General features: G+C 69.3%; 17 protein-coding genes and 2 pseudogenes. 5 read left to right on the top strand and 14 right to left on the bottom strand.

Annotated elements, in window-relative coordinates:
• Positions 1–66 precede the first annotated feature (66 nt).
• From QQK49_RS16120 to QQK49_RS16110, 3 genes and pseudogenes are all read right to left on the bottom strand, one after another.
• A pseudogene (locus QQK49_RS16120) lies at positions 67–1,126 on the bottom strand (IS481 family transposase).
• A complete protein-coding gene (locus tag QQK49_RS16115) occupies positions 1,069–1,884 on the bottom strand; it encodes a MerR family transcriptional regulator (RefSeq protein ID WP_284304815.1) in 816 nt (271 codons plus the stop codon). Before QQK49_RS16115 ends, QQK49_RS16120 begins: the two are co-directional and overlap by 58 nt.
• Positions 1,881–2,573, bottom strand: a complete 693-nt coding sequence (locus tag QQK49_RS16110) for a GyrI-like domain-containing protein (protein WP_284304814.1) — start codon at positions 2,571–2,573, stop codon at positions 1,881–1,883. The genes QQK49_RS16115 and QQK49_RS16110 overlap by 4 nt, the downstream gene beginning before the upstream one ends.
• Before the next feature lie 3 nt (positions 2,574–2,576).
• Between QQK49_RS16110 and QQK49_RS16105 the strand changes: the two genes are divergently transcribed.
• Positions 2,577–2,984, top strand: a complete 408-nt coding sequence (locus QQK49_RS16105; RefSeq protein WP_284304813.1) for a VOC family protein — start codon at positions 2,577–2,579, stop codon at positions 2,982–2,984.
• 45 nt (positions 2,985–3,029) lie between these two features.
• On the opposite strand, the gene mobA is transcribed toward QQK49_RS16105, so the two are convergent.
• The 11 genes and pseudogenes from mobA to QQK49_RS16050 all read right to left on the bottom strand — a co-directional run bounded on the left by mobA (position 3,030) and on the right by QQK49_RS16050 (position 10,945).
• A complete protein-coding gene (mobA, locus tag QQK49_RS16100; protein ID WP_284304812.1) occupies positions 3,030–3,620 on the bottom strand; it encodes a molybdenum cofactor guanylyltransferase in 591 nt (196 codons plus the stop codon).
• Between the two features lie 97 nt (positions 3,621–3,717).
• On the bottom strand, positions 3,718–4,173 hold the full coding sequence (locus QQK49_RS16095; protein ID WP_284304811.1) for a hypothetical protein: 456 nt from the start codon (positions 4,171–4,173) through the stop codon (positions 3,718–3,720).
• Positions 4,173–4,457 carry a hypothetical protein gene (locus QQK49_RS16090; protein WP_284304810.1) on the bottom strand — a complete coding sequence of 95 codons (285 nt, stop codon included), beginning with the start codon at positions 4,455–4,457 and terminating at the stop codon, positions 4,173–4,175. The genes QQK49_RS16095 and QQK49_RS16090 overlap by 1 nt, the downstream gene beginning before the upstream one ends.
• A 108-nt stretch (positions 4,458–4,565) precedes the next feature.
• Positions 4,566–4,958 (bottom strand): PaaI family thioesterase, encoded by a 393-nt coding sequence (locus tag QQK49_RS16085; protein ID WP_284304809.1) that lies wholly within the window; start codon positions 4,956–4,958, stop codon positions 4,566–4,568.
• Positions 4,959–4,968: 10 nt separating this feature from the next.
• Positions 4,969–5,574 carry a DUF4126 domain-containing protein gene (locus tag QQK49_RS16080; RefSeq protein WP_284304808.1) on the bottom strand — a complete coding sequence of 202 codons (606 nt, stop codon included), beginning with the start codon at positions 5,572–5,574 and terminating at the stop codon, positions 4,969–4,971.
• A gap of 192 nt (positions 5,575–5,766) precedes the next feature.
• Entirely contained in the window at positions 5,767–6,201 is a 435-nt protein-coding gene (gene hepT / locus QQK49_RS16075) for a type VII toxin-antitoxin system HepT family RNase toxin (protein ID WP_284304807.1), read from the bottom strand.
• Positions 6,198–6,608, bottom strand: coding sequence for a hypothetical protein (locus QQK49_RS16070; RefSeq protein WP_284304806.1), 411 nt, complete (start codon positions 6,606–6,608; stop codon positions 6,198–6,200). The genes hepT and QQK49_RS16070 overlap by 4 nt, the downstream gene beginning before the upstream one ends.
• Positions 6,609–6,653: 45 nt before the next feature.
• Complete coding sequence (locus tag QQK49_RS16065; RefSeq protein WP_284304805.1) at positions 6,654–6,911, bottom strand: helix-turn-helix transcriptional regulator; 258 nt, start codon at positions 6,909–6,911, stop codon at positions 6,654–6,656.
• 5 nt (positions 6,912–6,916) lie between these two features.
• On the bottom strand, positions 6,917–7,756 hold the full coding sequence (locus QQK49_RS16060; protein WP_284304804.1) for an ABC transporter permease: 840 nt from the start codon (positions 7,754–7,756) through the stop codon (positions 6,917–6,919).
• Positions 7,756–8,721 (bottom strand): annotated as a pseudogene (locus QQK49_RS16055) (ABC transporter ATP-binding protein). Before QQK49_RS16055 ends, QQK49_RS16060 begins: the two are co-directional and overlap by 1 nt.
• A 151-nt stretch (positions 8,722–8,872) precedes the next feature.
• Entirely contained in the window at positions 8,873–10,945 is a 2,073-nt protein-coding gene (locus QQK49_RS16050) for a calcineurin-like phosphoesterase C-terminal domain-containing protein (protein WP_284304803.1), read from the bottom strand.
• Positions 10,946–11,308: 363 nt separating this feature from the next.
• Between QQK49_RS16050 and thpR the strand changes: the two genes are divergently transcribed.
• The 4 genes from thpR (at position 11,309) to QQK49_RS16030 (ending at position 14,426) form a co-directional block, all read left to right on the top strand.
• Complete coding sequence (gene thpR, locus QQK49_RS16045) at positions 11,309–11,920, top strand: RNA 2',3'-cyclic phosphodiesterase (RefSeq protein WP_284304802.1); 612 nt, start codon at positions 11,309–11,311, stop codon at positions 11,918–11,920.
• Between the two features lie 119 nt (positions 11,921–12,039).
• Positions 12,040–12,960, top strand: a complete 921-nt coding sequence (locus tag QQK49_RS16040) for a polysaccharide deacetylase family protein (RefSeq protein ID WP_284304801.1) — start codon at positions 12,040–12,042, stop codon at positions 12,958–12,960.
• Positions 12,961–13,091: 131 nt separating this feature from the next.
• Positions 13,092–14,093, top strand: a complete 1,002-nt coding sequence (locus QQK49_RS16035; RefSeq protein WP_284304800.1) for an acyl-CoA thioester hydrolase/BAAT C-terminal domain-containing protein — start codon at positions 13,092–13,094, stop codon at positions 14,091–14,093.
• Positions 14,094–14,141: 48 nt separating this feature from the next.
• A complete protein-coding gene (locus QQK49_RS16030; RefSeq protein ID WP_284304799.1) occupies positions 14,142–14,426 on the top strand; it encodes a YciI family protein in 285 nt (94 codons plus the stop codon).
• Positions 14,427–14,431: the final 5 nt, after the last annotated feature.

Genomic DNA, 14,431 nt, shown 5'->3' with positions numbered 1-14,431 from the left:
CTCAACCCTAGGCGCTGGCCCGCCCGCCGAGTCGGCCGAGTGGCACCCCCTTGTCGGTGGTGGTGGCTAGCTGTAGGAGGCCAGGACGTTGTTGACGCGTGACGGTGTCGCCGATGCCGGAGGCTGTCCGCTGTGCGCGCTGTGCGGCCGGTGGTAGTTGTTGCACAGATTCCAGGCCTCGAGGGCGTCGACCCGTTCGGCTTCTGAGTGCCAGATGCGAGCATAGAGAAACTCTTCGGCGAGAATGCGGTTGTACCGCTCGACCTTCCCATTGTGGCGCGGCGTGTAGGGCGTGATCCGCTGATGTCGGCTCCCACCAATCGCGTCAGCGAAGGCATGTGCGCGGTAGCAGGATCCGTTGTCGGTGACGATGCGCTCGATCTGGGTGATGCCGTGAGCGGCGAACCATGTTCTCGCCCGGTCTAGGAACGCGATGGCGGTCACGGCCTTCTCGTCAGGCAGAGCTTCGGTGTAGGCGAGTCGGGAGTAGCCGTCGATCGCGGAGTGGAGGAACACATAGCCGGTCTTTGCGCCCCGAGTTTTCGTTCGTGCCACCGCTTTGTCCTCGGCGCTGCCCTTGCCGTGCACTCGCCAACCGCCGCCTTCGGGAATGCGGCCGGCTTTCTTCACGTCGATGTGCACCATATGTCCGGGCCGTTCGGCGTTGATCTTCTGCGGCTCCCGGTTGTTCTCGCCGTTCGGGTCGATGAACTTCCGGTGGTTCAGCCCGAGCTGGGCGAGCAGCCGTGTGATCGTGCGGCGGACGACAGGTGTCTTGTCCTTGTGGAGCTCGAAGGCGATCCGTGAGGCGGGCCACTTGTTCTCGCGTCGCATCGTCGCAATCCGCTTTACGAGCTGGCCCGGCGTTGCAGTCGGTTGTCGTGCTGGAGTCTGAGCGATCGATCAATCCGAGTTCGCCGTGCTGCTTGTGGCGATTGACCCACTTCGATGCTGTGGCACGCGAGATGCCCATGTCGGCGGCCACATGCGCGATCGGGCGGGTGTGACATCGTTCGACGAGCCGTTTCCTTCCCTCCAGAGTGAGGGGCGCGTTGCGATGGTGCGTCGTCACGAGCTCCCACCACCTGCAAGCGTGGACGCGACGTAGCGATGTGCGACTTGGCATCGAAACGGGTCGCCATCGAGATAGATCTCGCGCGGTGATCCCGACGGGCGGTAACCGCCGCTCGCGGCAGCTTCGCGCACCGCGTCAAAGGAACGCAAGATCGTGGGGAACTGGACCTCGCCGAACGGAACGTCGACGAAGAACTCGTTGCCCTCAGGTTCTCTGCCGTCAGCCGCATCATCGTCCCGAACGGGTACACGGATCTCGATCGGTCCGTCCGACTCCCAACTCACCTCGCCGTGGTACACGACCACGAGCGGTGCGCCCCGGTCGATGTCGGTTCCGGCGCGTTGTGCCAGGGCGGAGGCGGTTCGTTCGATATGAGACGGCAGGTCGGCCGCGGTCGTGCGGAGCGTGCGCGAAACAAACGCCCACGGCTTCGCCACGCGGCTCTGCACTTTCGGCGCGCACTCGGCCGGGTCCTCGCGGGGACCGTCCGCCAGGCCATCAAGCAGGGCGACGGCGCGTTCGTGCGCGCGCGTGGTCTCCACGCGATACGCCTCGATCAGATCGCGTCGGCGGCCCTCCTCAGCGTCGAGCACAGCACTGACCCGCTCCAGCGGCATCCCGACGCGGCGCAGCAGCGCGATCATGCGTGCCCGCTCGGCCTGGGATCGCCGATAGTAGCGGTAGCCCGTGTACTCGTCGACGAGATCCGGCAGCAGCAGACCCTTCCGCTCGTAAAGGCGTAGTGCCTTTGGTGACAGCCAGGTGAGGCGGCTGAATTCCCCGATCGATAGCCTGGCGTTCCCGCTCACGAGAGTAAGTATGCGACCTCGACCGCCCATTTGCTGCGGTCGGGCTCGGTCTCAGGGTCCGTGAGGAACTGCTCGGTACGCGCCTGCCAGTGGATGCCGTCGGCTCGCTCCTCGATTGCCAGATCGAGTCCCTGCACACTCGCCCACTGCCACATCTCCCCGTGCACGCGATCCAGAACATCCGGGCCCCCTTCCGGTCGTGCCACGAGATACCGGCCGGCGGGAAGGACGCCAGTCTCGTAGCCCTCACCGAGCTCGATGCACACGGCCACCGGAACCGAGACGGTGATATCCATCGGATCGGCGGCGGTCTTCATACGGTGGTACTGGTAGACCGGCCCACCGAGAGGGATCCCTCCGGCTGCTGCCAGAGCAGCGTAAATCTGCGGCACATGCGCGTTCACCCGACCCCAGTGGGCGAGTTCCCCGGTGATCGACACTCCGACCCAGGGACGTTCAGGGCGCTCTTCCACAACGAAATCAGTCATCGTGATCCTTTCGGTCGCCCACCGGACTGTCCGATGGGCTACACAAGAGCACACGCCTTCCCCCAAGGGCAGAGTCAACCTGAAGATCACCACTGGGTACGAGGCAGCACCGCCGTCAACAACCTCCTGGCCAGCAACAGCTAGCCTCGGCGGTGTCGGCCGATCACACGGGTCGACGTCGGGATCCACGATGAGGAACACGCCATGACGATGCAGCTCAATCCCTATCTGTCCTTCCCCGGAAACGCGGGTGAGGCCATGGAGTTCTACGCCGACGTCCTCGGGGGCACGGTGCAGGTGATGACCTTCAAGGATGCCGGGATGGAGGAGGACGGTGTCATGCACGCCGCCCTGGAGACCCCGAGCGGTTTCCACCTCTACGCCAGCGACCAACTCCCGGGGATGGGCCCGGATCTCGTGCCGGGCAACAACATCCAGATCTCCATCTCCGGCGACGACGCGTCGGCGATGGAGGGCTACTGGATGCGCCTCACCGAAGCCGGCGAGGTGGTCATGCCCCTGGAGAAGCAGATGTGGGGAGACGTGTACGGCCTCCTCACCGACCGCTTCGGCATCTCCTGGCACATCAACATCGCCGGTGACGCCGTGTAGGGCCGATCGGCGTCGTGCTGATCGGCGCGGTCGTCGTCGGGCGCCTCACCCGGAGGCGTCGGCGTCGCGGATCGTCGACCGGGCGTCGTCGAGGTCGGCGGGGGTGTCGACGTCGAGCGTCGCGCGGGTGTCGGAGTCGAGGGTGAGGACCTCGAGACGGGAGAGCGTGCGGTAGACGCCGCTGCCCGGGTCCGCGGCCGACACGGCGCGCGCGAACGGCTCCCGCCGGTAGGCGGCCAGGAGCGCTTGAGGGTGCCCGTCGTCCTGACGTGCGGCGACACCGTCGATGTCGGGGCCGAGCTGGGCGCCGCGCAGCGACTCCGCGCAGGCCACCGCCGTGGGTCCGGCGAAGGGTTGGTCACCCGCCAGGGTGACGATCACGTCGGAGTCGGGCCCTGCGGCGAGTCCGGCGGCCAGGCCTGCGACGGGTCCGCCGAGCGGCGGGTCCTCCCGCGTCCAGGTCACGTCGCGCGAGAGGGGGCGGGGCTCACCGACGCACACGATGGGCCAGTCGTCAGGCAGGTCGACCACGATGCGGTCCAGCACGCTCCGGCCGTCGAGGTCCATCGCGGTCTTGTCCACCCCGCCCATGCGTGCCGAGGTGCCTCCGCACAGGATGATGACGGTCACCGACATGTCGACACGCTCCTGGTCGTCGGTCGGGATCCGCGGAGCGATGAACGCCCGCGGTGCCTGCCGGAAGCCAGGCGTGGGGTGGTGCGTGGGCCGCGGGTCACCGACGACCCGTGGGCCGGGTCACGGAGTGGACCGTCCAGCGGTGCTGGAAGGCGATGGTGGCGTTGCGGCCGAGTGTCGCGAAGAACGCCCACATGACGCTGAGGACGTACACGGGAACGGCGGCGACGAAGACCCACTCCGGCCAGAACGGCACGACGGGAAGCGCGATGAGCAGGAAGAACGTGGAGGTCACGAGCGCCCCCACCCGGCTGGAGTACAGCAACCCGATCGGGCCCAGCAGCGCCGCCAGAAACACGGCGAGCAGCACCGACCGGGGTCGGGCGATCCTTCGGGGATACGGCATCGGCCGCGCCGCGACCACAGGTGCGGCCTGCAGGTCGTGCACCGTGTCCTGCGGGTTGCCGAAGCGGTCGTACCCGCCCGTGCGCGCCGTGCGGGCGGGCTCGGCCAGCGGCGGGATCGGTGAGGCGTACGTGGACGGTGGGGTCATCACCAGCCACCTCGGGCGGCGTAGATGCGCCGCTGGCGTTCGTTGTGGCGGTGGCCGGACCACGCGCCCCAGATCATGCAGGCCGGAACGATGCCGGCCCAGGCCGCGCCTAGGGTGAGGATGAGCAGCGGAACGCTCACGGCCAGCATGACCAGGGCGCCGAAGATCGTCGTGTAGAACATCCCGAACGGACCGAGGAAGAAGGTCAGGACGAGGGAGAGCACCAGGGACTTGCGGGGCGCGGCGTCGATGAGGACCGGGCGGCCGGTGTGGGTGGATGTCATCGAGCCTCCTCGGGCGGCGATGGGCGGGGGATACACGTTCATCTCGCCCGTTCCAACGCCTGAAGGCCCGGGTTCGTTCCCCGGCGGCGCCCGGTCGGGGGCTCCGGTTCAGTCCGAGGAGAGGACCGTGAAGGTGCCCACGGCATGCGCGATCGCCGTGTCGTCCTCGGGCCTGACGAGGTCGGCCTCGGTGAGGACCAGGGAGGACCCGCGCTTGCGGATCTCCGCGCTGGCACGCAACTCGTCCCCCTCTTTCGCCGGCCCGAGGTAGGTGACGGTCATCGAGACGGTCGCCGTGTCCTGCCCCTCCTCGAGGGCGCTGCGGACGGCGTCGCCCATCACGGTGTCGAGCATCGTGGCCATGACGCCGCCGTGGAGGGTGCCGTTGCGGTTGAGGTGCTCGCCGGTGACGGTGAGGGCCTTGCCGGCGTCCCGTCCCGGTCGGTCGGTGTCGTCGGGGGAGGCGGCCTGGATGCCCAGGTGTGCGGTGAAGTCGGTCATGTCGGGACCACTACCCGGATCTCTCCTGCTCCACGCGCACCCGCCCCGGGGCGTGACGACGGCGGAGCCGGGCGGCGGCGCGCATGACCATGAGACCGACGATGATGCCCGCCAGCAGCAGCAGGCCGGCGATCCCGGCGGCGACCAGCGGGAAGGCCGCCGCCAGGCCGAGCACGGCGACGACGGTGACGTCCTCCGCGCCGCTGACGACGGTGTTGCTGACCGGTTCGGGGGAGAGGTTGACCCCCGCTCGTACTCCCGACTTCGTCAGGTGGGCCAGCAGTGCGGTGACGCCGCCGGTCGCGGCGAGCGCCGCCGCGAGTGACGTCGACTGCTCGTGACCGATGAGGTAGCCGAGAGCCGCGCCGACGACAGGCCGCACACCGAGATGGATCGCGTCCCAGGCCGAGTCGAGATACGGGATCTTGTCGGCCACCGACTCGAGCAGGAACAACACGCCGGCGACGATGAGGACGTCCGGTCGGGCCAGGACCTCGGGGATCTCCCCGATCTGCCAGAACCGATCCATCAGTCCCATGACGAGGACGACGGCGTAGGCGTTGATCCCGCTCGCCCATCCGGACGTGAACGACCAGGCCAGCACTTCGGCACCCATGTGACTCCGATCGGTGGACCCGCCTGCGTCGGCAGGTGTGAGAGTGGACCGGCGACCCGCCGCGGGGGTCCGGGCTCGTGGGACCGGGCGCCGGAGTCAACATCACGTCGATCCGCCGGATTCCCCGTGCTCACCCGGGAGTGTTCACCGAGGTGGATACCGACGGGGGAGCTCCGGGGGCGACGGAACCCGTCAGTCCGGCGGAGGCGCGAACGCTCGGGCCATCGCGGTGACGAAGGCGCGGTACTCCCGCAGCGCGAGTGGGACGGCCGCGGCGACGAGGTCGAGATCGGCGGAGACGTAGTCGTGGACGAGGACGTTCCGGAGCCCGATCGACGGTGTCAGTGCCGAGGCCAGGTCCGTGCTCAGGTATCCCGCCCGAGCGGCGAGGTCGAAGGATTCGCGCTGGGTGGTCGGTGCCCGTCCGATGACTCGGGCAGCGATGTGCGCGTTGATGTCGACCGCCTGATCGACGAGCTGACACAGGGCTCGCTCCACGGCCAGCCGCAATCCGAGATCGGCACGTAGTTCATCACCGCCGAGCGCCTCGAGCCCGGCGAGGTATCCGAGAAGGTCATGCATGACCGCGAGGCGCGTCGACACGACACCGACGTCGGGAGTTCTCATCGGGCCAGCTCCCGGATCAGGCTCTCGCGGAGGTAGGCGGTGTCGAGGTACTCCCCGAGGGCCTGCATCTCGCGGCGGTTGAACACTTCGGCGTCCGCCTCGTACAGAACGCGGGCGGCGACGAGTGCTTCGACGCGAGCCACGGGCCCGGCGCGATCCAGGTCCATCACGTCGAGGTGGTCGCCGGGGACGAACTCGGCGAGTGCCCCGACTACGCCGAGGAGGTCTCGCTCGATGCCGTGTCGGAACCCGACGGCCATGTCGACGTCGTGCGGATCGGTGCCGTGGTGGGCGCTGCCGAACAGGGTCACCAGTTCCACGCCGTACTCCTCGCACGCGCGACCCAGGCGCCCGTTCGCCACGGCCGCCTCCAGGTGCGCGAGGGAATCCGTGACGGAGATCGACATGCCTCGATCGTACGGTGGGGCGTACGGTAGACGGAAGGCTGCGGGTCAGGCCGAGCGTTCGCCGGCGCCCAGGCGGGGGAACTCCGTGAGGGAGAAGACGACCTCGACCGGCACGTCGAAGTACTCCGCGATGCGGAGCGCGACGAACAGGCTCGGCGAGTACTCGCCCCGTTCGAGGTAGCCGATCGTCTGGTAATGCACGCCGAGCGCCTCGGCCAACCGACGCCGGGAGACGCCGCGTTCGGCGCGCAGCATCGCGATCCGGTTGTGGACCTGTTCCCGGCCCTGTGCCTCCTCGGACATGGGCCTCAGTATCCCTTGGTCAGGACGCGCTCGCGGGCGGCGCTCACCGCGGACCCGGACTGGCGCCGAGCCATGCGCCGCAACGCGATCGGAGCAGCGATCGCGCCGACGACCGCCCAGGTGAGGAGCATGACGAGCATGGTGCCCAACTGCCAGGAGCCGTGCAGTTCCAGCACCGAGGCCTCGGCCGGCAGGATCGCGGCGCGCAGGCCGACCCCCACCCAGTACGTGGGCAGCGCCTGTCCCACCCACTGCAGCCACGTCGGGAGCGCCGCGAGTGGGTAGAAGATGCCGCTGATCGCCAGGCTGGCCGTGATGAGCATGCCGATGATGCCCATCGCCAGCGGGCCGCGCACGACGGCACCGATCACGGCTCCGGCCGGCATCGTCGAGACGAGGGCGAGGAGGCTCACCCCGAAGAGCAGGAGCCACCGGTCGGCGGTGGTGGGCAGGACGCCGTCCACCGTCAGGGCGGCGCCGACGAGGATCACGGAGACCGGCAGCAACGCCACCAGGCCGTAGGTGACGACGTTGCCGAGCAGGTGCGCGGCGATCCCGCCCGGCACGGCCTTGGCCCGCAGGAGCGTCCCGTCCTCGCGTTCGGCGCTCAGGGCGCCGGCGATCCCCAGCAGCCCGCCGGTGACGATGTACATGGCGATGACGCCCGGGGTGCCGAGCTGCGCGAGGCTCACCGAGGTCTGCATGACGGAGGTGTCGCGCAGGAAGAAGAGCACGCCCAGGCCGATGGCGGGCCAGAGGAGCCAACTGAGTCCCGTCAGCGACAGCAGTTGGATACGGGTCTCGATGCGGACCTGGCGCAGGGCGCCGGCGATCACGGGGTTCATCACGCCACCTCACTGGTGTCGGTCGGAGGGTGGGCGGGGCCGGGGCGCCCGGGAGCGAGGGCGAGGTCGCGTGGCGGGGGATCGCCGTTCTCGACCCGCAGGACGAGGTCGAGGTAGGCGTCCTCGAGGGTGGCGCGGCGGACCTCCAGGTCGGTGACCGGTCCGCCCGGGGCCGTCAGGACGCCGCGCAGGTGATCGGCCGGGTCGCTGCACGCATGGACCTCCATCACGCCGTCGCGGCGGTAGCGCACCTCGGAGGTACGGGACACCGCGAGCCGCAGGGCGTCGGGGGAGTCGTCGGCGACGATCACCCCACCGGCGAGGACGACGACTCTGTCGGACAACTTCTCGGCCTCCGCCAGGTCGTGCGTGGTGAGCAGGATCGTCACGTCGGAGTCGGAGAGGGAATGGATGAGGTCGTGGAAGTCGCGCCGCGCGGCCGGGTCGAAGCCGGCCGTGGGCTCGTCGAGGAAGAGGACCTCCGGGCGACCCACGATGCCCACCGCCACGTCGAGGCGTCGCCGCTGACCTCCGGAGAGCTTGACGATCTGGCGGTGCGCGAGATCGGTGAGGCCGACGCGCGCGAGGAGATCGTCGATGTCCCAGGGGCGCGGCCGGTCGTCCGTGGAGTAGGGGCGGTAGAACTCGCCGAGGTGGGCGAGGAACTCCCGGACCCGCCACTTGGGGTGGTCGCGTCAGGACTGCAGGACGACGCCGACGCGGGCGCGCCAGGCCTCATCGGCGGTGAGGGGGTTCTCGCCGAGCACCTGCACGGTGCCGGCCGACGGCCCCCGAAATCCCTCGAGGATCTCGATCGTCGTGGTCTTGCCCGCGCCGTTGGGGCCGAGGAGGGCGACCACCTCGCCGTGCCCGATCCGCAGATCGATGCCGCGCAGCACGTGGTTGCTCCCGTACGACACCTCGAGCCCGGCGAGCTCGATCACCGGTTCACCTATCGTCTTCATGGAACTGAATGTAGTACGTCTACTACAGGCTGTGCAAGGGTCGCTGTCGCCCGACTGCTGCAGCGGGACGCGAGAGGCCGCGCCCGGACATGCCGGACGCGGCCTCTCACCTTTGGACTCACCCCTGGAGGCGAGGTGCCTCCGTCGGTCGTCAGTTCTGCGGGGTCGGGAAGAGCTGCTTGCGGAACTCCATCTGCGGACGCTCCTTGACCACCGTGAACGCGTAGGACTGGGTGAAGGTGCGACCGTAGGAGTCGGTCGCCTTCACCTGCGCGCGGTGCACGCCCTCGGAGAGGTCCTTGGGCAGGTCGAGCTTCCACAGGTGGTGCATGCGGTCGGCGAGGTTGTTGCCCGGGCGGGCGGCGCCGGGGCCGTACTGGCTGCCGCGGTAGAGGCGGTAACCCTGGGCCTGCTCGTCGCCGGAGTGGGACTGTTGGGCGGTGCGGCCGACCGAGAGCTGCCGGATCGCGGCGACCGGGTCGGAGTACTCCGCGCCGCTGAGGGTGTCCTCACCCTTGGCGGCCTGCGTGCGGGTGGCCTTGTGGGTCTTGCCGTTGACGGTGACCTCGACGGTGGAGTCCGTGGCGCCCATGAAGAAGTTCGTCGTGATCCACGCGCCCTTGCCGAGCTCGTCGACGGTGACCATGTTCGGGTCGCCGAGGTCGTTGTAGTTCAGCGGGGGCACGGCGCCCTTCTCGTTGTTCGGGTTCTTGGCGCGCCAGGTGTCCAGGGTGGTGAACCAGTTGCGGTAGGTCGGCGTGTTGAGGCCGACGTTCATCTGCTTCTCGCCCTCCTTCGCGCCGCGGACCGTGAAGCGCTCCTTGAACTCGGTGCCGTCGATGTCGAGCGTGAGCAGGCCGGGGCGGCCGCCGTCACGCTGGAATGCCATCGGGACGCCCTCCTCGTTGAGGTCGCCGGAGTACCAGTCGCCCGAGATCGCGCCCGCGACGATGTGCGGGAACGGCAGTGCGTCGACGCCCATGACCTTCTTCCACGGCCCGTAGGAGTCGCCCTTCTTGAGGTTCTCGATGGAGTGCGTGTGCCCCGAGGTGTGCACGACCTTGCGGCCCTCGAGCCAGGAGTAGACCTCCTTGACCTGGTCGAGCTGGTGGACCGGGGAGGTCATGTCGGCGTAGGTGAGGAACGGGATGTGGCTCGCGATGACGATGAGCTTGTCCTTGGGGGTGGCCGCGATGTCCGCCTTGAGCCACGTGAGCTGGTTGTCGTCCAGGCGCCCGTTGTACTGCGGGTTCTTCGGGTCGGTGCACTGCTTGCCCAGGCGGCCGCCGACGTTGTCGACCTTGGTGTCGCAGGGGTACTTCACGTCGTTGAGGGCGATGACGTGGGTGTCACCCACGTTGTAGGAGAAGTACTCCGGGCCCATCTGCGCGCGGAACGTGTCGTGGCTGTGGTCGGGGTCGGTCGCGTCGAAGTCGAGGTCGTGGTTGCCCGGCAGGAAGCGGATGGGGCCGTCGATCAGCTTCATCGCCTGCTTCATCTGCGGGTAGAGACCGAGGTCGTCGCCGGCGACGTCGCCGAGGAAGAGGACACCGCAGGCGTCGAGCTTGCCGCGGTCGGACATGTCCTTGAGCCCGCCGAGGGTGGCGTAGGCGATCTCGCGACCGGAGTAGGTCTGCAGGTCACCGGCGGTGATGCAGCTCTGCTTGGTGGCCGCCGACGCCTTCGACTTCACCATCGGGAAGTTGACCGCCGAGGGCACCGGGCCGGTGGGGGCGATGCCACCGAAGCGGAGCTTGCCGGGGGTTCCGGCGGGCAGGTGGTTGTAGGAGAACTGGGCGATGTTGTGCTCGTCGACCGGCACCTGGTAGCCCGCGGGCTGGGAGGCGGTGATCGTCATGTTGTCGTACACCGGCAGCGTGTAGACGCCGTCCTTGCCGGTCGTGGTCACGTCGCGTCCGTTGGAGACGACGACACCCGCGACGCCCTTCTCCCGGCCGTCGTAGCGGGAGTTCTTGTTCTGGTCGTCGAAGACCCGCCCGGTCACGGTCTTCTTCGCGGCGGCGGCCTTGGTGCCGGCCGGGCCGCGGACGACCTCGACCTCACCGACGTAGAGGTCCGCTGCGGCGGAGGTGGCCGTCGGGGCGCTCGCCGGGGCGGCTGCGGTGGGGGTGGCGGGGCTGATCACGGTCGACAGGGCGCTTGCGGCACCGACGACGGTGACGAGGGCGGGCGCGACGACGGCGCGCAGAGGGCGTGAGGGCATGTAGACGTCTCCACTCGTGAAAGGGGGTGGACCAGGGCGATGCCGGTGCACGGGGAGAGTCGGGTGCATGACCGTCGTCTCGAGCGCGCCGAGGGCCGTGGTCCCCGTGGCCTGGTCATCCTGCCGAGGTCCGGGTGACATCGACGTGACCGCAGGGGTAGCGAAAGCTGAATGCTGCCTGAGCGTCAGGCGCCGGCGAATCCCGTTCGGTGCCGCGGAGATCGGCGCGCACCCGCCACATGAGCGCTCACCGCACTCTCTCCTGGGACAGTAGGTGAGGGCGAAACAGCCGCGCATGCGGTGCTGTGTCGGACCGGAGGTGCTGTTCGAGGTGGGAATGAGCGGGTGAGGGGTGAGCGGGCTGTGAGGTACTTCGTGAGTCTGCCGGTGCCCGAGCGGGCGCGGGAGGACCTGGACCACTTTCTCGACCCCCGCCGCGTGGCCGAGCCGGCGCTGCGGTGGAGCGATCCCGACCGGTGGCACATCACACTCGCCTTTCTGCCGGACGTCGACGACGTCGATCTCGACGACCTGTGTGAGCGCCTCGAGAACGCCTGCGCCCGGCGTCGCCCTCTGACCCTGCGTCTGCGCGGCGGCGGCGTCTTCGGCGGAGCACTCGCGGCGCGGGTCCTGTGGGCCGACGTGGCGACGTCCGAGGAGGACCGGGCGGAGCTCGAACGCCTCGGCGTCGGAGCGCGACATGCCGCCGTCGCTGCCGGCACCCGCGTCGAGGGCGGGGCATTCGTCCCGCATGTCACGATCGCCCGATCTCCGAGGCCCCGTGACCTGCGACACCTTCTGGGCGTCCTCGACCTGTACGACGGCCCGCCCTGGCAGGCCGAGGGCGTCGACCTCGTGGCCTCCCACCTGGGCAGCGGGCCCGTCCCGCACGAGCTGATCGCGACGTATCCCTTGGGAAATCCTGACCAAGGCGAGGACGAAGCCTGGTGGCGCCGGGGGTACCTGCAGCGGTAAGCAGGTGGGGGCCCCGATCGGGGGAGTCCGTGACGACGTGAGCGCGACGAGGCGTCCGCGCCGAGCTGTCCGTCACGAGAGGTTCGTGACGCCGTGTTCACGACGTAGGACGAGTCCGCATGGGGATGTCCGAGCTGCCCATCTCACGCCGAGGGATCCTCGGTGCGGCGATGGTGGGAGCGGTCGGACTGGTGGCCGGCTGCGGTCAGGAGAACGGGGGACAGGCCGCACCCGACGGGTCGCAGGCCCCGTCCGCGGCGCCACCCGGCTCCGCCACGAGTCCCGCGACGAGTCCGACGAGCACGACGACCCCTGCGGCACCGGCGAGTCCGGCCGACATCGCCGCGCGGGCCGTCGTCCCCGTCCTCTGCTATCACCAGGTGCGCCCGTACGAAGGCGGCGACACGTCCTACACCAAGCAGCTGCTCGTCGTCGAACCCGCCGCGTTCGGGCGGCAACTCGACGCGATCAAGGGGGCCGGGTACACGACGATCAGCCCGGATCAGTACCAGGCGCACCTCACGACCGGGGCGGCGCTGCCGGAGCGGCCCGTGATCCTGTCGTTCGACGACGGCAAGGACAACCAGGTCTCGCGGGCTCTGCCGGCTCTCGTCGAGCGGGGGATGACGGGCACCTGGTTCATCATGTCGGTCGTCATCGGCAACTCCGGATGGACGACGAAGGCGCAGATCAAGGAGATGGCCGACGCGGGCATCACCATCGGCTGCCACACCTACGACCACCACGACGTGCGCAAGTACACCGCCAAGGACTTCCGCACCCAGTTCGTCGACGCGCGAAAGACGTTGCAGGACCACTCCGGTCAGCCGGTCGAGACCTTCGCCTTTCCGTACGGCGCCTGGAACCCGGCCGCCCTGCCGCACCTGGAGAAGGCCGGGTTCACCACGGCGTTCCAGTTGGAGGAGAAGCCGCTGGACCGCGAGCGTCCGTTGATGACGCTGCGGCGGAGCCTGGCCGTGTCGGACTGGAGTGGTGATCAGGTGGTCGAGAAGCTGGGGACGTTGAGCAAGCGCGCCTGAGCGGCGCTCGCCGGCGCGGTTCGCCCGAGGCCACAGGCGAGCGGACGGCCGGGACACCTCCCCCGTATCGCCGTCTCCCCGCGGCGGGCGTCCTACTGTGGACAGGACACGCAACGAAGGCGGGGAGTGCCGTGGCAGGACGTCGGGTGGTCAAGGGGTGCGGCATCGGCTGCGCAGGCCTGCTGGGCGTGCTGCTGATCGTCGCGGTCGTGCTGGCGATCTGGAAGCCGTGGGCGCCGGAGATCGAGGTCGTGGAGCCGGCCGCCGGCGGTCAGCGGGTCACCGAGGACGGGCTGATCGGCAACTTCTACCCCGCGCCGGGGTCGGGACGCGCGCCGGCGATCCTCGTTCTCGGCGGCTCCGAGGGTGGCCTGTCGCGGAGATCCGACGGGATGGCCCGAGCGCTGGCCGCGGAGGGCTATTCGACGCTGGCCCTGTCGTACTGGGGTGCGCCCGGCCAGGTGCCGCGCATGGAGGAACTGCCGCTGGAGACGTTCGACACGGCGCTCGCGTGGCTCGGACGTCAGGAGCGTGTGGATCCGGACCGGATCGGGATCCTCGGCGGGTCCAAGGGGGCCGAGGCGGCGCTGCTGGTGGCTACGCGCTCGCCGGACGTCAAGGCCGTCGTCGCCAACGTGCCCTCGCACGTCGTGTGGGCGGGGATCGACCTGGCCGAGATCTGGCGGATGGTGAACATCGGGTCCACGTGGAGTCTCGGCGGTCACCCCGTGCCGTACGTGCCCTACGCCCAGTCGGGTTCGCAGCAGGAGACCGTCGAGCTCTACCGCACCTCGCTGTCCACGCAACCTGATGCCGAGGCCGCGGCGACCATCCCGGTCGAGACGTCGGAGGCGCCGATGCTGCTCGTCTGCGGCGAGAACGACACGTTGTGGCCCTCGTGTGAGATGGCGCGCAAGGTGCAGACGCGGGCCGAGATCCACGACGGCCCGCCGGTGCAGGTGCTCGCCTACCCGGACGCCGGCCACTTCGCCCAGGGCCCACCCGCCGATCCCGCGAGCGAGCACTACCAGCACCTGGCCGACCTCGGCGGCACGATCGAAGGCAATCAGGCTGCGCGGCAGGACAGTTGGCCGAAGGTTCTGACGTTCTTCGAGAAGAACCTCCAGGGCTGAGTCGCCATCTCACGCCCAGGCCCAGACCGGGCGTCGTACCGTGCAGGCATGGCCTTCTACGTCGTCAACTACACCTACCGCGCCGACGCCGATCTGGACTCGGTGCGCCCCGATCACCGGCGCTTCCTCGGCTCCCTGGTCGAGACGGGGATGCTGCGCGCCTCCGGCCCGCTCGTCGACGTCACTCCGCCCGCGGCGGTCCTCATCTTCGAGGCCGAGTCCGCCGCGCAGGTCGAGGAGACGCTCGCCGACGACCCGTTCAAGAAGGTCGACTTCATCGCCGGCGCCGAGATCACCGAGTGGAACCCGGTGCTGGGGGTCTTCGCCTCCTGAGGCGT

It is taken from the genome of Mobilicoccus caccae (genome assembly GCF_030161635.1).
In the GTDB taxonomy this organism is placed as follows: domain Bacteria; phylum Actinomycetota; class Actinomycetes; order Actinomycetales; family Dermatophilaceae; genus Mobilicoccus; species Mobilicoccus caccae.
This window is presented reverse-complemented; position numbering and strand designations above follow the sequence as displayed.

Excerpts from the sequence above, each read along its gene's own strand:
- QQK49_RS16030 (WP_284304799.1), top strand. The coding sequence starts at position 14,142 with ATGGCCTTCTACGTCGTCAACTACACCTACCGCGCCGACGCCGATCTG.
- QQK49_RS16070 (WP_284304806.1), bottom strand. The coding sequence starts at position 6,608 with ATGTCGATCTCCGTCACGGATTCCCTCGCGCACCTGGAGGCGGCCGTG.
- QQK49_RS16065 (WP_284304805.1), bottom strand. The coding sequence starts at position 6,911 with ATGTCCGAGGAGGCACAGGGCCGGGAACAGGTCCACAACCGGATCGCG.
- QQK49_RS16105 (WP_284304813.1), top strand. The coding sequence starts at position 2,577 with ATGACGATGCAGCTCAATCCCTATCTGTCCTTCCCCGGAAACGCGGGT.
- QQK49_RS16085 (WP_284304809.1), bottom strand. The coding sequence starts at position 4,958 with ATGACCGACTTCACCGCACACCTGGGCATCCAGGCCGCCTCCCCCGAC.
- QQK49_RS16050 (WP_284304803.1), bottom strand. The coding sequence starts at position 10,945 with ATGCCCTCACGCCCTCTGCGCGCCGTCGTCGCGCCCGCCCTCGTCACC.
- QQK49_RS16090 (WP_284304810.1), bottom strand. The coding sequence starts at position 4,457 with ATGACATCCACCCACACCGGCCGCCCGGTCCTCATCGACGCCGCGCCC.
- QQK49_RS16040 (WP_284304801.1), top strand. The coding sequence starts at position 12,040 with ATGGGGATGTCCGAGCTGCCCATCTCACGCCGAGGGATCCTCGGTGCG.
- QQK49_RS16095 (WP_284304811.1), bottom strand. The coding sequence starts at position 4,173 with ATGACCCCACCGTCCACGTACGCCTCACCGATCCCGCCGCTGGCCGAG.
- mobA (WP_284304812.1), bottom strand. The coding sequence starts at position 3,620 with ATGTCGGTGACCGTCATCATCCTGTGCGGAGGCACCTCGGCACGCATG.
- QQK49_RS16060 (WP_284304804.1), bottom strand. The coding sequence starts at position 7,756 with ATGAACCCCGTGATCGCCGGCGCCCTGCGCCAGGTCCGCATCGAGACC.
- hepT (WP_284304807.1), bottom strand. The coding sequence starts at position 6,201 with ATGAGAACTCCCGACGTCGGTGTCGTGTCGACGCGCCTCGCGGTCATG.
- QQK49_RS16080 (WP_284304808.1), bottom strand. The coding sequence starts at position 5,574 with ATGGGTGCCGAAGTGCTGGCCTGGTCGTTCACGTCCGGATGGGCGAGC.